Origin of the sequence: Paenibacillus sp. FSL H3-0457 (assembly GCF_037981725.1) — a bacterium.
GTDB lineage: Bacteria > Bacillota > Bacilli > Paenibacillales > Paenibacillaceae > Paenibacillus > Paenibacillus amylolyticus.
In genome coordinates this window covers 2708865-2730292 of record NZ_CP150283.1, presented here as the reverse complement: position 1 = coordinate 2730292, position 21428 = coordinate 2708865, and the positions used below count along the sequence as shown (strand labels likewise).

26 protein-coding genes are annotated in these 21428 nt (G+C 41.7%); all 26 read right to left on the bottom strand.

Annotated features, from left to right (window positions below; translation table 11 throughout):
* Positions 1–6: 6 nt before the first annotated feature.
* Entirely contained in the window at positions 7–888 is an 882-nt protein-coding gene (locus tag MHH25_RS12395) for an AraC family transcriptional regulator (protein ID WP_036609061.1), read from the bottom strand.
* Between the two features lie 237 nt (positions 889–1125).
* A complete protein-coding gene (locus MHH25_RS12390; RefSeq protein ID WP_340020090.1) occupies positions 1126–1926 on the bottom strand; it encodes a phosphotransferase in 801 nt (266 codons plus the stop codon).
* An 11-nt stretch (positions 1927–1937) separates the two neighbouring features.
* The gene (locus MHH25_RS12385) at positions 1938–2213 is read right to left on the bottom strand and encodes a hypothetical protein (RefSeq protein WP_017688984.1); all 276 of its coding nucleotides are present in this window, start codon (positions 2211–2213) and stop codon (positions 1938–1940) included.
* Between the two features lie 102 nt (positions 2214–2315).
* Positions 2316–2855 (bottom strand): GNAT family protein, encoded by a 540-nt coding sequence (locus MHH25_RS12380; RefSeq protein WP_076327776.1) that lies wholly within the window; start codon positions 2853–2855, stop codon positions 2316–2318.
* A 204-nt stretch (positions 2856–3059) separates the two neighbouring features.
* Positions 3060–4247 (bottom strand): glycoside hydrolase family 5 protein, encoded by a 1188-nt coding sequence (locus MHH25_RS12375; protein WP_340020089.1) that lies wholly within the window; start codon positions 4245–4247, stop codon positions 3060–3062.
* A gap of 207 nt (positions 4248–4454) precedes the next feature.
* Positions 4455–4871, bottom strand: a complete 417-nt coding sequence (locus MHH25_RS12370; RefSeq protein WP_253507730.1) for a hypothetical protein — start codon at positions 4869–4871, stop codon at positions 4455–4457.
* Between the two features lie 26 nt (positions 4872–4897).
* On the bottom strand, positions 4898–5926 hold the full coding sequence (locus tag MHH25_RS12365) for an alpha/beta hydrolase (protein ID WP_340020087.1): 1029 nt from the start codon (positions 5924–5926) through the stop codon (positions 4898–4900).
* A gap of 165 nt (positions 5927–6091) precedes the next feature.
* Entirely contained in the window at positions 6092–6625 is a 534-nt protein-coding gene (locus tag MHH25_RS12360) for a GNAT family N-acetyltransferase (RefSeq protein ID WP_076318588.1), read from the bottom strand.
* 361 nt (positions 6626–6986) lie between these two features.
* On the bottom strand, positions 6987–7454 hold the full coding sequence (locus tag MHH25_RS12355; protein WP_211081392.1) for an NUDIX domain-containing protein: 468 nt from the start codon (positions 7452–7454) through the stop codon (positions 6987–6989).
* Between the two features lie 10 nt (positions 7455–7464).
* Positions 7465–8148 (bottom strand): serine hydrolase, encoded by a 684-nt coding sequence (locus MHH25_RS12350; protein ID WP_340020086.1) that lies wholly within the window; start codon positions 8146–8148, stop codon positions 7465–7467.
* A gap of 313 nt (positions 8149–8461) precedes the next feature.
* Positions 8462–8905, bottom strand: a complete 444-nt coding sequence (locus MHH25_RS12345; protein ID WP_340020085.1) for a GNAT family N-acetyltransferase — start codon at positions 8903–8905, stop codon at positions 8462–8464.
* A 60-nt stretch (positions 8906–8965) separates the two neighbouring features.
* Positions 8966–9424, bottom strand: coding sequence for a GNAT family N-acetyltransferase (locus MHH25_RS12340; RefSeq protein ID WP_340020084.1), 459 nt, complete (start codon positions 9422–9424; stop codon positions 8966–8968).
* Entirely contained in the window at positions 9421–9990 is a 570-nt protein-coding gene (locus MHH25_RS12335; protein ID WP_340020083.1) for a hypothetical protein, read from the bottom strand. The genes MHH25_RS12340 and MHH25_RS12335 overlap by 4 nt, the downstream gene beginning before the upstream one ends.
* Positions 9987–10529 (bottom strand): GNAT family protein, encoded by a 543-nt coding sequence (locus MHH25_RS12330; protein WP_340020082.1) that lies wholly within the window; start codon positions 10527–10529, stop codon positions 9987–9989. The genes MHH25_RS12335 and MHH25_RS12330 overlap by 4 nt, the downstream gene beginning before the upstream one ends.
* Positions 10530–10531: 2 nt before the next feature.
* Complete coding sequence (locus tag MHH25_RS12325; protein WP_340020081.1) at positions 10532–11056, bottom strand: GNAT family N-acetyltransferase; 525 nt, start codon at positions 11054–11056, stop codon at positions 10532–10534.
* 653 nt (positions 11057–11709) lie between these two features.
* Positions 11710–12828 carry an IS110 family transposase gene (locus tag MHH25_RS12320; RefSeq protein ID WP_339187772.1) on the bottom strand — a complete coding sequence of 373 codons (1119 nt, stop codon included), beginning with the start codon at positions 12826–12828 and terminating at the stop codon, positions 11710–11712.
* A gap of 219 nt (positions 12829–13047) precedes the next feature.
* Complete coding sequence (locus tag MHH25_RS12315; RefSeq protein ID WP_340020080.1) at positions 13048–13515, bottom strand: DUF2691 family protein; 468 nt, start codon at positions 13513–13515, stop codon at positions 13048–13050.
* 48 nt (positions 13516–13563) lie between these two features.
* On the bottom strand, positions 13564–14094 hold the full coding sequence (locus tag MHH25_RS12310) for an AAA family ATPase (protein ID WP_340020079.1): 531 nt from the start codon (positions 14092–14094) through the stop codon (positions 13564–13566).
* Between the two features lie 12 nt (positions 14095–14106).
* Positions 14107–14592, bottom strand: coding sequence for an N-acetyltransferase family protein (locus tag MHH25_RS12305; RefSeq protein ID WP_340020494.1), 486 nt, complete (start codon positions 14590–14592; stop codon positions 14107–14109).
* The gene (locus MHH25_RS12300; RefSeq protein ID WP_340020493.1) at positions 14582–14707 is read right to left on the bottom strand and encodes a hypothetical protein; all 126 of its coding nucleotides are present in this window, start codon (positions 14705–14707) and stop codon (positions 14582–14584) included. Before MHH25_RS12300 ends, MHH25_RS12305 begins: the two co-directional genes overlap by 11 nt.
* A 122-nt stretch (positions 14708–14829) precedes the next feature.
* A complete protein-coding gene (locus MHH25_RS12295; RefSeq protein WP_340020078.1) occupies positions 14830–15105 on the bottom strand; it encodes a hypothetical protein in 276 nt (91 codons plus the stop codon).
* Positions 15106–15402: 297 nt separating this feature from the next.
* Positions 15403–16467 (bottom strand): polysaccharide deacetylase family protein, encoded by a 1065-nt coding sequence (locus MHH25_RS12290; protein WP_340020077.1) that lies wholly within the window; start codon positions 16465–16467, stop codon positions 15403–15405.
* Between the two features lie 221 nt (positions 16468–16688).
* Positions 16689–17741 (bottom strand): ABC transporter substrate-binding protein, encoded by a 1053-nt coding sequence (locus MHH25_RS12285; RefSeq protein ID WP_340020076.1) that lies wholly within the window; start codon positions 17739–17741, stop codon positions 16689–16691.
* A 109-nt stretch (positions 17742–17850) separates the two neighbouring features.
* Positions 17851–18825 carry a galactofuranose ABC transporter, permease protein YjfF gene (yjfF, locus tag MHH25_RS12280; RefSeq protein WP_017689006.1) on the bottom strand — a complete coding sequence of 325 codons (975 nt, stop codon included), beginning with the start codon at positions 18823–18825 and terminating at the stop codon, positions 17851–17853.
* Entirely contained in the window at positions 18815–19858 is a 1044-nt protein-coding gene (locus tag MHH25_RS12275) for an ABC transporter permease (protein ID WP_017689007.1), read from the bottom strand. Before MHH25_RS12275 ends, yjfF begins: the two co-directional genes overlap by 11 nt.
* A 4-nt stretch (positions 19859–19862) precedes the next feature.
* Entirely contained in the window at positions 19863–21374 is a 1512-nt protein-coding gene (locus MHH25_RS12270) for a sugar ABC transporter ATP-binding protein (protein ID WP_340020075.1), read from the bottom strand.
* Positions 21375–21428: the final 54 nt, after the last annotated feature.

Here is a 21428-nt window from a genome sequence, read left to right as displayed (position 1 = left end):
AAGGTTCTAATGAATTTTGGCTTCGTTGAGCAATTCACTTTTACGGAATAACTGTGGTGATACACCCACATATTGTTTAAAGGCCCTGCTAAAATATACAGGTGTGTTAAAACCTAGCGTCTCAGATATGGACAAAATCGGTGCATCCGTAGACAGCAACAATTTTTTGGCCTCTGCAACTCTTTTCCGTATAACATAGTTGCTTATGGTATATCCCGTCGTCTCTTTGAAAGAATGACAAATGTAGTATTTATTCAAATGGAGTGTTTTGGACAGTTCATCCAATGAAACATTCTCCGTATAGTTCTGGTTTAAATAATGAAGAACCCGGCTTACGCTTGTCTGCTTCTGGGAAGAACATAAGATAGGATTGGCGGATTGCTCACTGGTTGTTTTCCGGTAAATCCGCAGTAGCAATTGGGTAAGACTCAATTTGACCATTGTTTTGTACCCTGTATTTCCTGCCCCCATCTCCTCCTTGATTCCCTTAAATATAGCTGTGATATACTCACGCTCCTCCGGAGGCCAATGCACCAATAACCCATTGGGATGACGGAATATGGACATCAGATTCTCTAACTGACTGACAGCAAGCATGTCCAAAAGTAATAATTCCGTGAAATTGACAAAACTTCGCTTGTACACCATTTCTCTTGAAGGATTGATTCGGTGGGGAACACCGCCTCTGAATATAAACATATCTCCAGGCAGCGGCTTATATATTCGGTCACCGATTAAAAAGGTTGCATCTCCTTGAATAAAATAATGTATCTCATACCCATTATGCGTATGAACAGGCCATTCATCCTGAAAATTATCTGCTTCTGATCGCACATAAACTTCATTTTCCTGCAAAGCAATATTCGTCGGGGTGTGTATGGTTAGCATCAGTAAGATCTCCCTTCCCAGAATATAAAAAGCAATATAGTTTAATAATTTACAATGATAGCGCTTTACAATGAATTGTATCACAGTTATTTCGATCTAATCTGAACTATATTGCTGTATTGTTGATCACAATTGTTGAAAATGATTAGAAAGGAATTTATAGGGATTTGAAAGATGAAAACAAAAAAAACCGCTGTCCAGCCCGTAGGCTATCACGCGGTCCATTAGCATTACCTTTCAAACCCATTCATCCCAATGGTTTTCAAGAAAAATGACTTCTTTCTCATAGTGGGCCAGATGCCCCTCTTCGACCATCTTCATAAAAGCGACATCTCCATCAGCCGCACGATCAGTCAGTGTTTTACACATGAAACGGATACGGGATATGACCCAATCCTTCAAATCTGCTGGAACACTCAGCCCGTACGTAGCCATGAATAAGGCAATCCGTTCTTTTCGAACAGTTCCGTGTGCCTGGCTGACGTATGGCATTACACCCTTTCCGTCCATCTCTGGTGAGAAATTTGCGAGTGGAACGGATGTATACAAGACATAGGCGATATCCCACATTCGCGGACCCGGACCCGCCATATCAAAATCAATAATGCCTTGAGGACGGCCATCCTTGTACACCACATTATACGGCGCAAAATCGTTATGACATACAACTTCATCTTCTGTTATGCCTGGATATCTGTTCGTTGAAACTGATGTTGTTGTAAATCCAACGGTCGCATCATGGTAACTCCTCAACAGTTTTGCGACTTCAATCAAAGATTCGTCTGACCACATATACTCTTCTAGATCAGGGTAGTCATTGCCTGGAACGATGCCTTCGAGGTAAGAAAGGATTTCTCGCCCCTGTTCATCTATTCCCAGAAATCGAGGGGCATGATCATAACCAACTTTTTCGAGATGTAATAGCAATTCATGCACATATGGATTTGGTTTCGCATGCCGGCGAACCGTCTCACCTATTCGGACAACCTGATTCACATTACCTCCCGATAACACTTCCTCCTGTTTTGCCACTTTCATCCCTCCTCAAGCTAAACTTCCTTGCTATGCCCATGATTACGATTTTTCTTATAACTCCCTGGGAATCCCGCGACCAATAGTATGAATCCAACGAAGAACATGAAGTATACGAGTAAACCTGTTGGATGCTCGTTCATCTGAGCGAATTGGGGCACGTTAGTCCCTCCTGACGCATATCCTGCTTCTACTATAGCGACAGATACTCGTATTGAGATTCGCTCCATTGTCGAAATAAACACACTGCCAAGCATGAGGACTACACCCAAAATCTTGTTAATATTATTCATTTCATGCCTCCTTAATTAACCATCCACTTTTTATGAGGTTATCTACTTAATGTCTTTCGATTCTCTAGTCTATATTCCTGCATGTTATATTAACGGTATAAGTTACGTAGCTACCACTTGGTGCAGATCCATACTATTTTCGAAAAAGGCTGATCGTTCAACATAATACAGATCATACATCTGTTCATTCATATTAATCCGTTGATATACATCTGGATACACATCATTCGCTAATTTCACATAAGGCAGTTTTTGTACCGCTTTTCTGGATCTTATATTCTGCTTGCGAATCTTCATAAATACCGTTTCAATCCCATGTTCCAGAAACAATTCAACAAAAAAGGCTGATTTGGCTCTTTGGCTATACCCATTTCCAAAAAACGGTGAACCAATCCATGTGGCTAAAAAACCGGTTTGATGCTCAATATGATATAGATCAATGGTTCCAATAGGCTGCCCTGTTTCATTCAAAATCGTTCGGGAAATCACTGTCTTTTGCTCTTCTTCGACCATCAATTGTTTGGTCAGGAATAGATATTCTTCATACGATTGGCATTGATAACGAACGTAAGGAGAAACTGCGGGGTCCATCATTAAGCTGTACAGTGAAAGGCATTCCTGCAAATCACGTTTTTTTAACATTCTGTCTACCACCTAGTCCTTTTAGTTCGCTATATCAAGCAAATTAAGTATATAAAAGCTATTGTGGGATTTAATGAATTCTGTATGTGGCTTATGTAAAATGCATTGGTAAATGTTGTTCATCTTCATCTCCGGTAGCACAAAAAAACGGCATGTCCCTTTTACAGGAACACGCCGTTTACATGGATACAGCCAGACAGTAATTTATTGCATACCTTGCATGATGGCATTAATGATATTTTGCTGCGTCACGGTTTTGTTTGAACGGTTAAACAAGGCGAATCCATGTTGACCGTTATGCCCGTTATCCCAATAAACAGGAACCATTTTGTATTTCTTAGCTTTTGCTGTAACTGCTTTGGCGTAAGCAGCACGATATACATTGTTGCTGGAATCATAGGACGTTTTATCAATGGAACCGAACTCACCAATCACTACGGGATAGCCCTGAGTCACAAATTTGTCGTACATGGACTTGAACTGCGATTCAAGATAATCCTCTTGTCCCCAAGTAGACTTCTTGGCAGGATTCGTAGAAGTTGCACCCCACTGTGTGATATTACCGTTTTCCTCACCTGCAAAATCCCACGGAGAGTAATAATGTGCCGAGATCATGATTCTCTTCTGCGAACTAGGAATAGCCGAGGATCTGTAATTATCTGTCGGAAGAGCAAAGCCATAATTACCAACAGTGTAGTCAATATTGGTATTCCAGCCTGGAATCAGCAACCATCTGGCATTGTTGTTACCTCCAGTCTGACGAACCGTATCCACGAAGATTTGATTGTATGCGTTCAGATTGGCGTAATAGGCCGAGTTTGGATTGCCATAGGTACCATCGAATACTTCGTTCATGGATTCGAAAATAAGACGGTCATTGTAGTTGCTAAACTTGGTGGCAATCTGCTGCCACACCTTCTTATATTTTTCCTTAATGGCAGTCTGATTGCCACCATTCACGAGTAGCCATCCACCCTGTACGGAATTAAACCCATCACCATGAATATTGATGATCACATACAGACCTTCATTGTACGCATAATCCACGACTTGCTGAATTCGATTCAGCCATGCCGCATTGATTGTATAATTGGGAGCGCTTCCAATGTTACTCAAATAGGAAACGGGAATACGAATGGATTTGAAGCCTGCCGCTTTTACCTTTTTGATTAACTCTGGATTTACCGTAGGATTGCCCCAAGCTGTCTCATTCGGTGTACCGTTCACCGCTGCTTCCAGCTGATTGCCGAGATTCCATCCTGCACCCATCTCAGACACTATTTGCGAAGCGTCCGCTGCTGATGCTTTAGCGCTCCATCCCGTAAAGGCTACCGCAGCCACTAATACCAGTGCCAAGCTGCTGATGCCAAATCTCTTCCATTTTTTGAACATAACCATACCTCCGCTTATTCTATTATTTTTAACAAGCAGTGAAGTTAATCTATGCATACAGATTGAATGATTCGAGAATACGTGCCTCCTCTCTCTATCGATCAAACAAATGAATTCTTCGTCCAACAACAACATAATAACACATTTATGGAAAATAAAGCGATATCTTTATTGTTTTTTGTGACTATTTACTACAAAATAATCCATCTATCCGTTTAAGTGGATTGCTTGGATTTGTTCTCTATCAAAATCAATAATCATAATGTGATCGCGCAAAATATGATCTCCGCAAGATATTGTTGCGCCGTAATCGGCTATACTGTTAAATGTGATATCCACACGATAGACTTCAATCTCATTAAACCAATTCTGATGTACTTTTTCCTGAAGTTCATTCTCATAATAATCTCGAAAGACAGTCTCACAAGTTGAAAACCACTTAATGTAATCTTCTATTTTATGAACAATTGAATCTAACGGTGTATTAGTGGACACATATATTCGAAAGTCATTTAAATCCTCATCCTGTATGCAATGTTTAAATATTTGCACAGTATTTTGCAGAGTGTAACACCGGTAACTCTCATCACTCTCTTCTTCAAGCTCAATGAATTCATTTAACAATATGATCTTGCTCCTCTCAATGCATATTAAAATAGCTCATTTAACCACTTTACGAATTTTACTTTCTCTTCAAACTGTGGGTAATGCGCCGACTCGTTGAATACAATGAAGTCTTTGATCGGTGCATCCAATACGTCAAAATAATCACGTGCTGCATTTGCAGTGGTCATATAATCATATTTACCCGTTACAAAATAGGTAGGAATCTCCAGATGATCAACAATATCAGGTAAATTTTGATCAAATGCTTCCCTCAGTAAGATGTCTTGTGAACTGAACATCCCTGAATAAAAGCGAATCATATCCAGCCCATTATATTCGGGATTTAAAAGGAATCCTGAAATATAATCTCTATTCTCGTTGATGAGTCTGGCTGCACCACCGTACTTTTGCAACAAAATTCTAGGCGTAAGTTCCTTTCCTTGCTCGATCGAGCTGCGGATTAGCTCCAGTTTTTTAACATCATCTTCATTACCGGCTTGTTTCGCTTGCTCGTACGTGTACTCCAAACTTTCCAGTTCGCTCTGAAGTGTATTAGCCATCTGTCCAATGCCTATATAAGCGTGAAACTGAGTAGGTGCTTTAGCCGCAGCTTTCATCCCGATGTATGTACCAAATGAATGACCGATTAATATAACCTTCTCTTGACCTAACTCCTTAGATACATAATCCCTTAACGCTAACAAATCATCTACTAATACATCTGTTGTGAGATTCGAGTAATCTTCAAAAAAGTGATAGGACTTCCCACTCCCACGTTGATCGTAATGCACCACCGTGAAGTGTTGCTCAAGCTCTTTCTGATACTTCCTTACATATGGAATCTCCGAGCATCCCGGCCCGCCATGCACAAAAATCAGGATAGGGTTAGTCCGATCAACACCCCTGATCATGACTTCATGTCCTGTACCGTTAATTTCGACCTGTTCTAACATGCTGATGCTGTTTTCACCTTTAATTTTGGGTGTCCATGTGGGAAATATCAGAGCTACTATAACTATTAAAATAATACTAAGTATGCTGTATTTGAGTGTTTTACGTATTTTTTTGCGCATGTAATGCTCCTTAAATAATAAGTTTCATTTGTAATTCTACCAACGGTTCCTTTATCGTAACGGATACAACAATTCAACGGGTTCTATCATCAGCTCTTCTTGGAAGATGTAATTGTGATCGGCTCCAACGATACTTATGAATGGTTCCGAGTATCCCAACCGTTGTCATGTGCCCAGCTCTTTTATCATGTGTATATCTTTCGGCTCTTTGTCATAGAGTTCTTGATCAATCTCACTTGCAATCTGACTGCCCTGACTTCTATAAAAGGATACCGCTGATTTCGTCTCTGTGGAGGAGATATACAGATACTGTGCACCACGTTTCTTAGCCTCTTCACCTAACTCGTTTAGAATACGTTTTCCAACGCCTTGTCTTCTGTACCCGCGTGAGACATACATCAAGTCAACTTGTATTTGATTTCGTTCTTTTCCTCTATATTGATGTGCCAGCACACCAAATCCGATTAATTGATCGTCAGCAAACGCGCCATATGCCATGCCACCTTGTTCTAATTCATAGACATATCGATTTTGAATCTCTTTCAAAAGCATCTCATCCCAGTTTGAGCATTCATGATTTTGTTCAAGTTCAACCAATCGGTTCTCTCTCATTTCATAAATGAGATCAATATGTTCCGAACGATCTATTTCCTGCAGCTGATTCACATCATCAAGGGTCAACGTTCTATACGTTATCATGATCGTTGCCATCTCTCCTTCCCCATGTTATTTCTAAGATCCTATGGCTTTATAGATCGAAGTCTGTATTTATCAAAGACCCTTTTATCGTACAAAATAGTGTATTCCTTGTTCTCTTCAATTAGTTTTGACATATCCATTGGAACGGCTATTGTTCTTTCGTGATTATTAAAATTAATTACAGTCATTTCATTTTCACTAATCTTTTGAACAGTAACTGCTTCAAAAATTGAAGTTCGAAAGGAATCCCATAACAAAATTAAAAGCAATAAAAGTAATAGTGACATGATGAGTCCCTTATTCTTATTCACTAGTTCTTTTCATCTCCTTTAGTTTCAAAACAGAGTTCCTCCAACTAAAACTAGCTTATTTTAATTTCAGGTAACTCATTCAAATGATTTATTTCGATAGTGTATTTCTTAAGCTTATGGTTCTCAAGTCCATCCCATCTGTCTGAGAAACGATAAAACATATCTCCGAAGTTCATGCCTTCAGGTAATACATCCACAAGCTTTATTTCATCGATTTCAGACTCCGGTAAGCTCTCCAGCAATTTAACCTCAGCATAAGAAACCATACCAAAGCTCCCATTCCATTCATATACACCATAAGGTATTAATTCGAAGTGTACTGCCCCTGTCTCTTCATAGAGTTCTCGACTTGCCGTGTGTAAAAGTGTTTCCCCTATTTCTTTGTTGCCTCCTGGGATCTCCCAACCTCCTCTTTTCCTATTTTTTATAATGATGAATTTATTATTATATTTAGCGATCATAACTGCAAATTTGATTAACTCTGGATCAAGTTCATCTAGATCAAACCAGTGGCTCATGTTATCTCTCCTATAAACAACTATTCTTCAATATAAAATTGTTAAACCAATGAAGTGATAACAAGCTATCATTGGATATAATTGTAGTGAATACCGCAACCAATGGTAGCTCTTGGTTAACAAATATGTATTGCCCTCTTCCACCGCCCATACCCATAGCATAAAACGTTTTATTTTTAGCGTCTTCTTTCTTAATGCTTTTCATTATGCGCCAGTGGTAGCTATATAAGGTTTCGGAAGTAAGAGAAGGACTTACACTTCTAGCAATCCAGTCAGCAGAGATGAGTTGTTTCGAATTCCACGCTCCATTCTGAGCGTATAACACTCCAAACTTCAGCATATCTTCGATCTTCATTCGCAAACCAAAACCACCGATCGCAATCCCTTGTGTATCCTGATACCAATGGAAATCGTTAATACCTAGAGGTGCAAATAAGTTCTTTCTTGCAAATTCCAAAGTGTTCATACCAGTTGCCTTCTGCAATATGGCGCTAAGTATATGCGAACTCCCGCAACTATATTTCATTTGAACTCCAGGTTCGAATTCAACAGGCTGCTCAAGAACAAATTCCGTCCAATTCCTAGATGGAATCATCCCTTCATTCCCCGGATAGTGTAGGCCCGAGGACATCGTTAACAGATACTTAATCGTAATCCCCTTTTTGCTATCATCCAGATCGTTAAAATAATTCACAATTGGAATATCCTCATTCTCAATGTAGCCCTGTTCTATAGCTATTCACACCAATGCGGATACCACACTTTTTGTAATTGAATTCACTTTATGTTGTTTTTCTTTCGTTTTTCGATTTCGATAAAATTCATATTGAATTGAGTTTTCTCGGTATATCATGCAGCTCTCCGCTTTATTTCGTTTTATCTCTCTTTCGAGATCATTAAATTCAGTGATATATAAAACTCCCTTGTGGCTCGCATACTTTCCGCCATCCTTTTGTTTCTCTAAAATTCATCTTTCGTTAAACCCAATACTATGTTAGGTACTCGTCTTATAATCTTTTTTTCATAAAATATTGAATGATTCCATCAGGATACTCATCAATTAATCCAAACACTTCATAGCCCATTTTTTGATAGAATTTCGGTGATTGATATGAAAATGTGCTTGTGTGTGCAAGCTTACATCCTAATTCAGAAGCCATGCTTTCTGCTTGCATGATTAAAGACTTCCCATATCCTTTCTTTCTGTATTCCTCATCTATCCAAAAATTATCAATATATAATGTTTCACAATATGTAGCACAGAAGATCCCACCAACTGCCTTACCTGTCTTCTCTCGTAAAAACAGATTGATAGTCTTTCCAGGCTTCTTTAATAATCCATTTGTTTCAGAGACGTTATAGTTATATAAGTTATTACAAACCTTTTTGTAGTCTTCTTCATGATCATCAAATACGATTTGTAATTCTTCCTCATGATTCATACGATTCATTGTGTAACTCCCCCTCATTTAGAAAATCATCACATGTAATCTTTACACTATGCAAATTTCTTATTTTATTGCCAACCTGTAGATCACTTCATCATCTGAATTGGTTTTGTTCTCACTAATGAAGGACATGCTCTTGTACAAGTTCTGTGCTATTTCGTTATCACGTTCAACCGTTAATGAAATAACCTTGCATACCGGATGCTGTTTCGTAATGTAATCTAGAATGGCTCTTATAGCGCGCTTTCCCATTCCTTTACTTTGATAGGATTTATCGATTTGAAAACCACCAATCCAGTAATTATCTGTACTATCTGGCGTATAACTTAGATAAAAGAAACCAAATACCTTCCCATCAATCTCAAGTACGTAAGGATCAAATGCTTCATCCCACGGTTTTATATAGGCGTAAGCGATCCCCTCAATAACAGATGGAACTAATGAGACTTGGTGTTCATACAAAGAGATCTTCAGCGCCTCTTCCCAATTCTCCCGTGTGACTGGTTGTATCTTTATATTCACCACTGTATCTCCTCTTTCGATAATCTTTGATTACCTCTAAGGTTCTTTTCACTCTCACTTACAACCACTTCCAAATGATGTTCAATCAACTGTATCACTTGTTTTTTATTCTTCGTGATTGTTGCAGTCTTATGGTTTTTGTTAATTGTACATATAACTTCTTCTATATTATATTGATGGTTCCATTTCACAATCATCTTGCATAAGTTCTTAAATGACTGCTTGTAATTCCACGGTTGCAAGCCCATTCTGGACAATACAAACCTCTTTATAATTCGATAATCTCTAATGAGAACATTTGGAGCTAATACAAAAATCAAATCCGCTTCCTGGATGGACTTAATGGTCCAATCTTTGCACTGCACTCCTTCTATAATCCAAGCCTCTGAACTGATAATAGATTGGATCGAGTCATCCCTAACACTTTCAGGATATCTCAGATTTTCGGCGCTTCTGTCCCATATGAGATTGTCTAATTCATAGGAAGGAATACCGTATTTATCCGACAATTCTTTGGCTAATGTTGATTTCCCACTACCGCAAGATCCAATAATTCGTATTCTCATACATATTCTTTCTTCAAAAATGCATAGATGACATTATCAACAAATCGATTTTTCCAATAATAATGTTCTTTCAATATGCCTTCTTCACTGAACCCAATTTTCTCAAGTAACTTCCTTGATCCCGCGTTCTCTGGCTCTACAAATGCTTCAATTCTGTTTAATTCAAGATTCTTGAATCCATATTCAACGATTTTCTGAGTTACCTCGGTCATGTAACCCTGCCGCCAGAACTCTGGTGCTAACTCATATCCCAACACAGCTTTATGATGTTGTTTCATCCAACCATGAAATCCGCATGTTCCAATAATTCTGTTATCCGATTTCAAAGCAATTCCCCAGCGGATGACCTGACCATTTTCGAATCGTTCAGTCCATCTTTGTATGAGTTCTTCTGCTTGTTTTGTATTCTTAAAACTTTCTACATCGTAGAATCTTGTAACTTCATCTGAAGAAAAAATATGAAATATGTCTTGGGAATCACTCTGTCTAATCTCTCTTAACAGCAGTCCTTTGGTTTCTAGCTCAGGAAATGGAGTCATATTCACTTCACCTCAATCGAGTATACTGCTACATTTTTCCCAATTATATCTACGTCCTTCTCGTGTTTCATGCCATTCTTTTGCGCGACTTTCATAGAACCCACATTGCCATGTTGAATTAACGATATTAATCTTTTCTGCTTCAAGTGATCCATGCCATATTCTTTCCACGCTTTTGCTTGTTCATAACCATAACCCATTCCCCAGTATTGCTCTACAACCCAGTAACCAACTTCAAGCTCATCAGTGCCTTCAATGATTTGAGGAATCAGTCCAGAGGTTCCAATTAACTTGTTATCCTCTTTATTAAATGCGAGGAACAGCCCTTTATCATCTTTATTCCAGTTGATGAACTTTTCCAGGCTTTGCATGGTTTCTTCCTTGGTCCAGGGTCCTCCATGTCTTATAAATTTCATCATATTTGGCTCACGTGTCATCTCAAAAAGTAAATCAAAATCATTTTTGGTATATTTCCGAAATATAAGTCGTTCTGTCTCCATCTTTCTCTCAACTCCTTTTTCATTCATAAGATGTAATCGTATTCATAAACATTCAAATATCATGGGGAAACGGACTAGAGTCTGTTTTCATACTCAGGCAAGTTAAACGATGATGGGTGCCAGCTTACCGTCCGAAAATCCCTAAAGTTCAGGGTGGCTGATGCTGGCGAATCGCCAGGCGATTTTCTAAGGAACACAGGACATCTTATTCGGCCTTCAGGTCCTCTTTTAAAATTGTAGGGAACATGAGACATCTTATTTCTCAAAATCATCTGACAAAAATGCTACAAAAGTCTATTTTTTCTGGTATAGCGTGTCTCAGATTTCTTAGATTTCGGAGGGCGTTTCAAATTCCCGAATAAGACGTGTCAGGTTCGTTGCTATGAACGTTTTTGTCAAGTCCATCACAAAAAGCTGCTTTTCCCCGAAGCCCTAAGCGCGGGAGTCCATATGCGAGCGACGGTTGGCACGCTGCTATCCGTGGGTTGGTTACCACATGGTATGCCTTCGTCAAGGAGAGCTTTTACAAGCTAGCCACGCACGTTCAGCCCATTAAAAGCCTAGTGCAAACGAACCTCGTACATTCTCTCCTGAACCTTCCATGAACTCCCGGGCCTAAGGCTCCGGAGTTTTCCCCTTTTTCCTTTTAAACCATCCGTCTCTTCAAGATGAATAACAGATTACTGAGCGTTCGGTAGCTCCAACGTTCGGGCGACCGCCCAAATGAACCCGGTCAGTTCCCTGGCCACCGCGGTGACCGCGACATTTTTGTGTTTGTTTAATCCATAAACTAAACGGCGGAATTTTCGGTGCAGCCGTTCCTGGGCTTTCCATGAAATGAGCTGTATGTCCGCAGGCAGACCTTCCAAACGGCGGGCCAAGTCCCCTTTAATCGCAGGCCGATGGCGGTAACTCCATGCCGATTCAATCAAGGTGCGACGCAATCGTCCATTTCCCGCTTTGGTGAGCGAGCCTCGTTGGGTACGGACTCCAGACGAATGCTCACGCGGAACCAGGCCCAAGTAAGCCATGAGCTGAGCAGGAGAACGGAACCGGGCAAAGGAACCGATCTCCGCAGCAAGCGTGACGGCCGTGAGAAATCCAATGCCACGCAGAGACTGTAAAATCTGAATCAAATCGGCTTTGGAACTGGTCGCTGCCTCTTCAATCAAGGCTTTTTCCAGTCGACCGATGCGTTGCTCGATCTCGTCCATGGCATGAAGGTACTCCGTAAACGCAATCTGCATAGGCGCATTCGGGAAGGTCAGTTGTCCAAGCCATACGCGATATTTTTTCGTCCAGCGACGTTTGATTTGTTCAGGCGGATGGATCTGGTGACGCAATAAAAATTTGAGCACGCGTTGACGAGCCCGGTGAGCATCTTCTTTTGCCGATTCGCGTGCCCGAACCAATTCACGAAGCGCCTCATCTTCACGTGCTGGAACGTAAATCGGCGTAAGCTCGCCTGCACGGAACAGACGTGCCAGTTGCTCGGCATCCCGTCGATCGGTTTTCACGTGATCGCCGGAGCGTTTGGGGATGAGTGAAGGGGCAATGACGACACAATGGGCCCCCATGGATTCGATCCAGCGGTAGGTTTCGTATCCTGTAGGACCGGCCTCATAACAAAACGAGAGGGAGCTTGCCGGACCCAACTCTTTGATGAGTTTGCGTAAGGCAGCAGGCGCATGAGCAATGGTACCGTAATACCGCGGCTTGTCTTTACCCTCGTCAGCAATAGCGACAGAAATTTTTTCTTTGGATACATCTAAACCAATGAATTTTGTGGTAGACTTCATAGGGATAGCTCTCCTTTGCTGTGTAGCTCTGAAATGGTGGTCTTCTTACTGTCCATTTTAACCTACGATGTGCAGCAATATGGAGGGCTATTTTTTGCGGTTACGTTCATCATAGCTAGCGTTTAATCCCTAACACTAAACTCAACGCTATACTAATGCATATCAACGTATGCATGGGATGGTCTATCAAACCTCAGCAGTTAATCCCATGCTCCTTTATCACCAGATCGATAGTATTGTCCTCGTATCATTATCATCTGTTAAATATTCGAGAGATTCAAATCCCTGTCTATTTATATGTTTATATAATTCCTCTACTTTTTCTAGATCTTTACAATAAACAGTAACGTAGATACTATCGATCACAAGAAGAACCATCTGACAGTCACTCAAAATATAATCTTCATAGGTGATAATATCTGTTATTTGTGTGCCTTTTGGAAATGCTTTTAAATTCGCAAATATTAAATAATACTCGTTGTTATCAATAAGCTTCTGTAATTCTTCTCCATTCATGCCCATAATCATATCCGGAAAAAGATCATCCCCTAACGTATCATCAACAACGAAATAGGACTCCTCCTCACCAATAAACCAATCGAAATTAGATACTTCCATTGGTTTTAAAATCTCCCCAAGAAAGCGACCATAGGCATTTGGTATTTCAAAACGTATTCCTCTGTTCATCTACTCACCCTCTTATTATTTTCAATTCGAAGCACAATAACAGTACAGTTATTTCACTCGATATTTCTCGTTATTTATAATTCCACTTACTATTTCAGGTAATTGTGCTTCTGTAAAATGATTAGTATACAGCTTGTTATCTACTCTCAGATCGGGATGATTTTCAAACTCATCCAGCAGAATTATACTTCTTTCTTTCATTTGATATTCTTCTGCTCTTAGACGGTCTCTACGAATAATGGTTTGACGATCAACCATTAATACAACATAGATTATGCGAACATGATAGTCTGCCAATTCTGTCATTAACCCATCAATGTCTTCCGGAAAGGCCACATAGTCCAGCACTACATCGTATTTATAATCCAACAAGTTTTTCACTAGGCTAGATATATTTTTCCAAGTTAAGTCGTTTGTATCCTTATCAAGCCAGGGTTTACCTCTCCCTTTGACCGGAAAGTGACTAACCGCATCTCCAGAAATGTAGGCACTTTTATCTAAAGTCTGAACTAGCAGCTTGGAAGTTGTAGATTTCCCTACTCCAGGGGGTCCAGATATAATATATAGGTTTCTACTCATTTCGTATTCTCCTTACAATATCTTTTGGAAACTTCCAATATCCAGTTTTCTATCGAATTTATATCCAATCTCTTTAAACAGAGCACATTGTTCATAACCATTTCTCTCAAATAATGAATTACTTCTTGTATTCTCCATGCAAATCGTCGCAATTAAGGTATGGAATCTTTGTTCTTTTGCAATCTTCTCAATAAAACGTAATGCTTGTTTCCCCAAGCCTTTTCCCAAAATATCGGGCTTCAAATATATGGTGACTTCACCGCAAATGTCATATGCCTGTTTACTCTTATATTGGGTGATCAGAACATAACCCATCATTTGATTGTATTCAAGAATTACATAAGTTTTATACCGCGTATCCTTGTTCATGACAGAGGATTTAATCTGATCATGATCTAATTCCTCCGTATGAAACGAAATCGTTGTATTCATTACATAATAGTTATAAATCTCTCTAATTTCAGGGAGGTGTTGTTCGGTTACCTCTTCAAAAGTCACTGTCGTCAATTAGGTTCCATCCTCTTCTGTTCATGTCTTCATCATATGTATGAAATACCGCGTCTAGATTTAATTCACCGTAAATATGAGGATATTCCCTGCCTTCATTATACAGATCTTCCCATATAGCTTCTGACTTTATTTTAGAATCCCATTAATCAACGCGGCTTCCCACTCTTTTCTTAAGAGTACATGTACAATCATCATCCTAAAATCCTCCTTAATAAAAAATGATAATTATTTGGATAGGACCTTCCTCAATATGAGTTCTATGATTTCACTAGTCTCCAGATGATCGGTAATAATGCGAGTTTGAAATTTTTCATCTTTGAAAGCTTCAACACACTTTGGTGCTTGTTGATACTGCCAGCCTCCATATTCATCTCCACGTTTAGCCAAACGATGATAAATCGTCTCTTCTGTAGCCGTAAGGCAAAAATGATGAATGTCCTGATCGATCTCTTTCAACCCGTTATAGATGTAATTAAAGTTTTCCTCTTTATAGATGGTCATGGGGATAATTAAGTATCGTAGATCATGCTATTGGCAATTAAGGGCTGAAGTGCTTCAGCTGCAGAAGTTTTTCCCGAACCAAACGCTCCGTTAATCATGATGATCATTTGATGATTTCACTCCCATTCAATGAAATTTTTCAATAGAAACCAGATTCTTCACATACAATTTCATCCATTATAAATGTTTTCCTTCCACTTTTGTGTTACAAAATGGAAAAAAACATAATGAAATCCCATTGGGTCAACCCAACGGGATTTCATTATAGTGCATTATTTTTCAATCAACCTAATCTTGTTAATGTATTTCCAAGTAATCGATATATATATCCCATGTCCCGTCATCGGCTGTTACAACCAACTCAATGACCTGATTTCCCGTCCCATGGCTGATATTATTCAGGGTATAAACCGCTGGAGCGCTTCCGCCAAAGTAAAAGGTTCCCTTCGTCTGTCCGCCAATCTTCAAATCAACTCTAGCCATGTTGGCATTGTTTGAAGCTCCACGAAGCGAGAAATTATGAGTGCTCGTTGCAAAATTCTGAGTGTATTTAACCAAATCATTGTTGGCATAAAGGACCACACCATTGAAAGGAGAACTGATATTGCCGGTGTATTGTCCACCTTTGGTCATGTTCTCAGCTTCCACTTTTGTTCCGTTACTCGGGGGATTAGTAGTGCTATTATCGGGTGCGACTGCCCGACCGGTAGTTGATGAGATCATGCCGGAGCAAAGGCCGCGATTCTTCAGATTTTGTGCAATCTGCGGAATGGCCTGAAGTGTCGTCTGGTACTGATCGTGCATTAGAATGACGTCACCACTTTTCATCGTATTCACAGCTGCTACGATCTGGGCTGCGCTGGCACCATTCCAGTCTTGGGAATCTACGTTCCACAGTACTTCCTTCAGGCCGTTTTGGCTCACAACGGATTTCAAGGTCGCATTTGTCGCACCGTAAGGAGGTCTGAACAGTTTAGGTGAACTTCCGGTAATGGACTGGATCGTCTGTTGTGTCCGAGTAATCTCTGACGACATCTGAGAACTGTTTAATGTAGTCATGTTTGGATGTGTATAGGAATGATTGCCAATCCACATACCAGCTGCTACTTGTGCAGTAACCAGAGATTTATTATTTTGTGCATTTTGCCCAATATTGAACATCGTTGCCCGTAAGCCAGCCTGCTTCAACGCGTTAAGCATGTTTGTTGTATTTCCAGATGGGCCATCATCAAACGTCAGACCTACATAACCATTCGGACAACTTGCATCTGCAGCACGAGCATCAGGCACCCCCGGAATAGAAAACAAGGTACCGAAAAGTGCGAGAGATATTACCGCCTTTGCTAGCTTTACTTTGAACATAAAATTACCTCCCTCATATTATATTCACAGCATAATACCTTCTACACTCCCTCTCTTTATCGAACTTTCACCCCTCGAAAAAAGCGCTTTCAAAAGTATGTAATCCGCTACGTCCTTTCTCATAGAGAAGAGCTTTTAGTTCAAGGTGAGTTCAGTATAAACGATAAGTTTATTTAAAGTAAATTGAATTTTATCCAAAATGTTCTATTTATTCACGAATTCTAGAATCGCCTGTTGTACATCTCCCGTTTAGCACTCTCCTGTGTAAAAATGTCCTCCGGGGGCGCCATGCGCTTCGGGAGTGTACGCCCTGCAATAATTTCTTTTGTAGCCTGCATAAGCTGAGGACCAAGCAGTGGGTTACATTCCACCACAGCGTTGATTTTCCCACTCGCCAGAATTTCAAGTGCTTTGCGGGAGCCGTCCACCGAGACAATGATAATGTCCTCTCCCGGCTTCAGCCCAACTTCTTCTATCGCTTGTATGGCGCCAAACGCCATTTCATCATTATGGGCAAAAAGAACCTGCGGCCGTTTGTCTTCCGGGACCTGAAGGAATTCTTTCATCACTTGTTTGCCATTGTCCTCCGTAAAATCGGCAGGAGCACTTTGTGAGAAGATGATATCTGCTCTGGTTTCGAAAATGCTTCTAAAGCCCTCGCCACGCTGGATAGAGGGTGTAGAACCACTCGTGCCTTGCAGTTCGGCAATCCGTATCAAACCCGGATGATTTCGCATCCGATCCTGAATGTACTTCCCGGCCTTCACACCTTCCTCATAAAAGTCCGATCCAATCGTTGTCACAAAAAGTGAAGTGTCTTTGACATCAACTGACCGGTCTACGATAATCACGGGTATACCTGCATCCCTGGCCTCCTGAAGAATACCATCCCAGCCCGATTCCACGACCGGTGCAATGGCAATGACATCCACCCTTTGCCTGATGAACGACCGAACAGCCTCGAACTGTTTTGTCTGAGACTGTTCTGCATTTTTTATCACAAGGGATATTCCCGATTCAGCCGCAGCATTCCGAATAGACGTGGAGTTTGCCAGACGCCAGGCACTCTCTCTGCCCAGTTGTGAAAAACCCAAGACAATCGGTTTCGTAGAGGTATCCCTTGCTACCGCTGATTCCATCCATTCCTCAACGGAGGGAAGAGTTTCGAAGTTGTTAGACGAGATGGGAGGAGCAACAGATCCAGACTCAGGGGTTGTGCAGCCGACAAGCAGCAGTAGAATGAACAAACACAACCCGTTCACATGTCTTCTCACTCACGTATCCCCCATCTCCATGTTACGCTCAGCATTCACCAATGCAGAGCGCATATTGTTATATCATTGTTTCGGTATCCGTATTCAATATCATTTTAATTCGATCAACTTAATGCAGTGATTTCGAGGATACTCGCCGCCCGCTAAGAAGTCGCTGGAACAAAATAAAAACAAACAGCATCAGGCCAATCACAATCTTGGTCCACCATGAGCTGAGCGTACCTTCGAAGCTAATTATAGTTTGGATAGCCCCCTGGATCAATACACCAATAAAGGTTCCCGCTACATACCCCACACCACCTGTTAACAAGGTGCCTCCTATCACAACAGCCGCGATGGTATCGAGTTCAAGACCCATGGCGTGTAATCCATAACCGGATAACATATAGAAGGTAAAGACAACACCGGCAAGCGCGGAGCACAAACCGCTGAACGTGTACACCAGGATTTTGGTACGTGCAACCGGCAGTCCCATGAGCAACGCGGATTGCTCGCTTCCGCCGATGGCGTAAACGTTGCGCCCAAACCGGGTGTAATGTGCCAGGTAGATCGCGAGTAGTACAATGACCAGAGCAATAATCACATTAATGGAGACAAAGCTGCCCCCTGGCAGGGAAATCTTCGCCTGCGCAACCTGTGTGTAAAATGGATTCGTAATGGTAATGGTGTCGAGACTGATGACATAACACAGCCCCCGCGCCAAAAACATACCTGCCAGTGTCACGATGAAAGGCTGAATTTTAAAATAGTGGATGATCGCCCCCATGACTGTGCCAAACAACGCACCCATGACAAGCACCATAGGTATAACGATCGCAGGCGACCATCCTTGCTTCTCGACCAGACTTGCGCTAATGATGGTCGTCAGCGCAATGACAGAACCTACCGACAGGTCGATTCCTCCCGATACAATCACAAAAGTCATGCCAATTGCCGTGATAATCAGAAAGGCGTTATCAATGAGAAGATTAAGCAGTACCTGAGTGGAGAAGAACCCCGTATAGCGGAAAGAGCCTATGGCAAACATCACGGCCAGCAAACCGAAGGTGACAAAGACCGGGAGATACTTACGATTAAGAAACATGGCGGTTAACCCCCTGTTCGGCTGGAAACTTCCGTTTTTTCCAACGGATCACCATGGAATTGCGGAATGAATCGGATTGAATCAAACAAACGGCCAGTACAACAAAGGCTTTGACAACCAACGTAACTTCTGGCGGGACTCCAATCATATAGATCGTCGTTGTTAAGGTTTGGATAATGAGTGCTCCAACGACGGTACCCATTAGATAGAAACGACCACCATTGAGCGAAGTACCTCCGATGACTACAGCAAGAATGGCATCGAGTTCATACCACAGACCTGCGTTATTTCCATCCGCACTGGATACATTTGAGCTGAGAATAAGCCCGGCAATGCCGGCACACAGACCACAGAAGACATATACTGTGAGAATAACCGTTTTTGAACGAATACCTGCCAGTTGGCTCGCGTTTGCGTTACTTCCGACCGATTCGATAAACAGACCCAGTGCCGTTTTTCTCGTCAACAGTGAGGCAACAAGCAGCACAGTTAATACGATGAAGATGGAAAAAGGCAATGCTGCAAGCGAACCTGCCCCGATATAGGCGTAGTTCGCGTTGGATACAGTAATAATCTGTCCACTCGTAATCAATTGCGCAATCCCACGTCCAGCTACCATCAGAATAAGCGTTGCAATAATGGGTTGGATTCGGGCAACCGAAACCAGCGCCCCATTCCATATGCCCAAGATCAGTGAGAGACCTATAGATAATCCAAGTGCACCCAACATAAGCCCGAACGAACTTTGATCTACTCCTCTGCTGATGCTCATACAAGCCACGGCACCGGAGATCGCTACAATGGAGCCCACGGACAAATCGATACCTCCGGTCGCAATCACCAGTGTCATGCCGATCGATACCAGAATTAAAGGCGCTCCAAAATTGAGAATATCAATCAAGCTGCCGTACAGATTCCCTTCACGCATGACGAGGGAGAAGAAATCCGGAGAGTACAGCAAATTAAAGATTAAAAGTAAACCAAGCATACATAACGGCCAAAACAAATGATGTTTACGCATCTTGCCCGCCATCTCTTTAACCTCCTGCCATTGCTTTCATGATTTGCTGTTGATGGATCTGATCCCCGCTAAGTTCTTGCACTTTTTTGTGGTCCCGGATTACGGCAATCCGGTGGCTGACACGAATCACTTCTTCCAGCTCGGACGAAATGAACAGCACGGCCATGCCCTGCTTCGACAGAGAGAGCACCAGCTTCTGTATTTCAGTCTTGGCACCGATATCAATTCCACGCGTAGGTTCATCGAGAATCAACAGATCGGGGTTCATCAGCAGCCACCGTGCAAGCAACACCTTTTGCTGATTACCGCCGCTCAGATTTTTAATTAAATGCTCCGGGTTTTTCGGATGGATATTTAACAGGTTGATGTACTTTTCGGCGATCTCATCCTGTTTCTTGCGTGAGATGGGTTTGGACCAGCCTCGTGTCGCTTGTAAAGCCAGAATAATGTTCTCCCGAATGGTCAAATCATCGATTATGCCTTCGGTTTTACGGTTCTCGGAGCAAAAAGCAATATTCTGATCAATTGCATGACGCGGCGACTTGACCGTACTTCCTGTATCTACAACGAGCAGCTTGCCTACATCTGAACGATCTGCACCAAAGAAAAGGCGAGCGATCTCGGTACGACCAGACCCCAATAACCCAGCCAAGCCCACGACTTCTCCCTTGCGAATGTCCAGATCAAATGGCTCAATTGCTCCTTTGCGTCCAAGTGCCTTAGCGGTAATTAACAGTTCACCCGACTCCGCCTGGGCAGCATCCGCTTCCTTCGGAAGCTCCTCAAGCACCTCGAGTTCCTTGCCGATCATCTTGAGAACCAGTTCCATGCGTGGAAGTTCTGCGGCTATGTACTCTCCTTCCAATTCCCCGTTACGGAGCACCGTTAGACGATCCGACATTTCGTATACCTGATCAAGAAAATGAGTAACAAAAAGAATTGCGAGACCTTCACTCTTTAATTTGTGCATAATACGAAACAGTTGCTGAACCTCGTTTTTGTCCAGACTGGATGTGGGTTCATCCAATATGAGCACTTTTGCCGAGATGCTGAGTGCTCTTGCAATTGCAATCAGTTGTTGCATCGCGACCGAATAGGTCTGTAAAGGAGCCTTAACGTCGATGGACAGATGTAATCTATCTCGCAGAAGGTTCTCCGCATCTTTGTTCATTTGCTTCCAATTGATTTTGCCAAATCGCATCGGCTCCCGACCGATGAAAATATTCTCTGCAACCGTTAAGTTTGGACAGAGATTGACCTCTTGGTAAACGGTACTGATTCCCGCCTTTTGCGCTTCAAGCGGACCGGAGATCGAAAGATGCCGGTTATCCATGGTTACCGTTCCTTCGTCAATGGAATAAACGCCGGTCAGAACTTTAATAAGCGTCGACTTCCCCGCTCCGTTCTCACCCATCAAGGCATGAATCTCGCCCGGAAACAAGCGAAAGCTGACGCTGGATAGCGCTTTAACCCCGGGAAATTGTTTGGTGATGCCTGTCATTTGCAAAATGGGTGCTTGCTCGGCCATATAACCCTCTCCTTTGTTATGGAAAAAAGTCATTTAGCGACAGCCTGGTCGAAA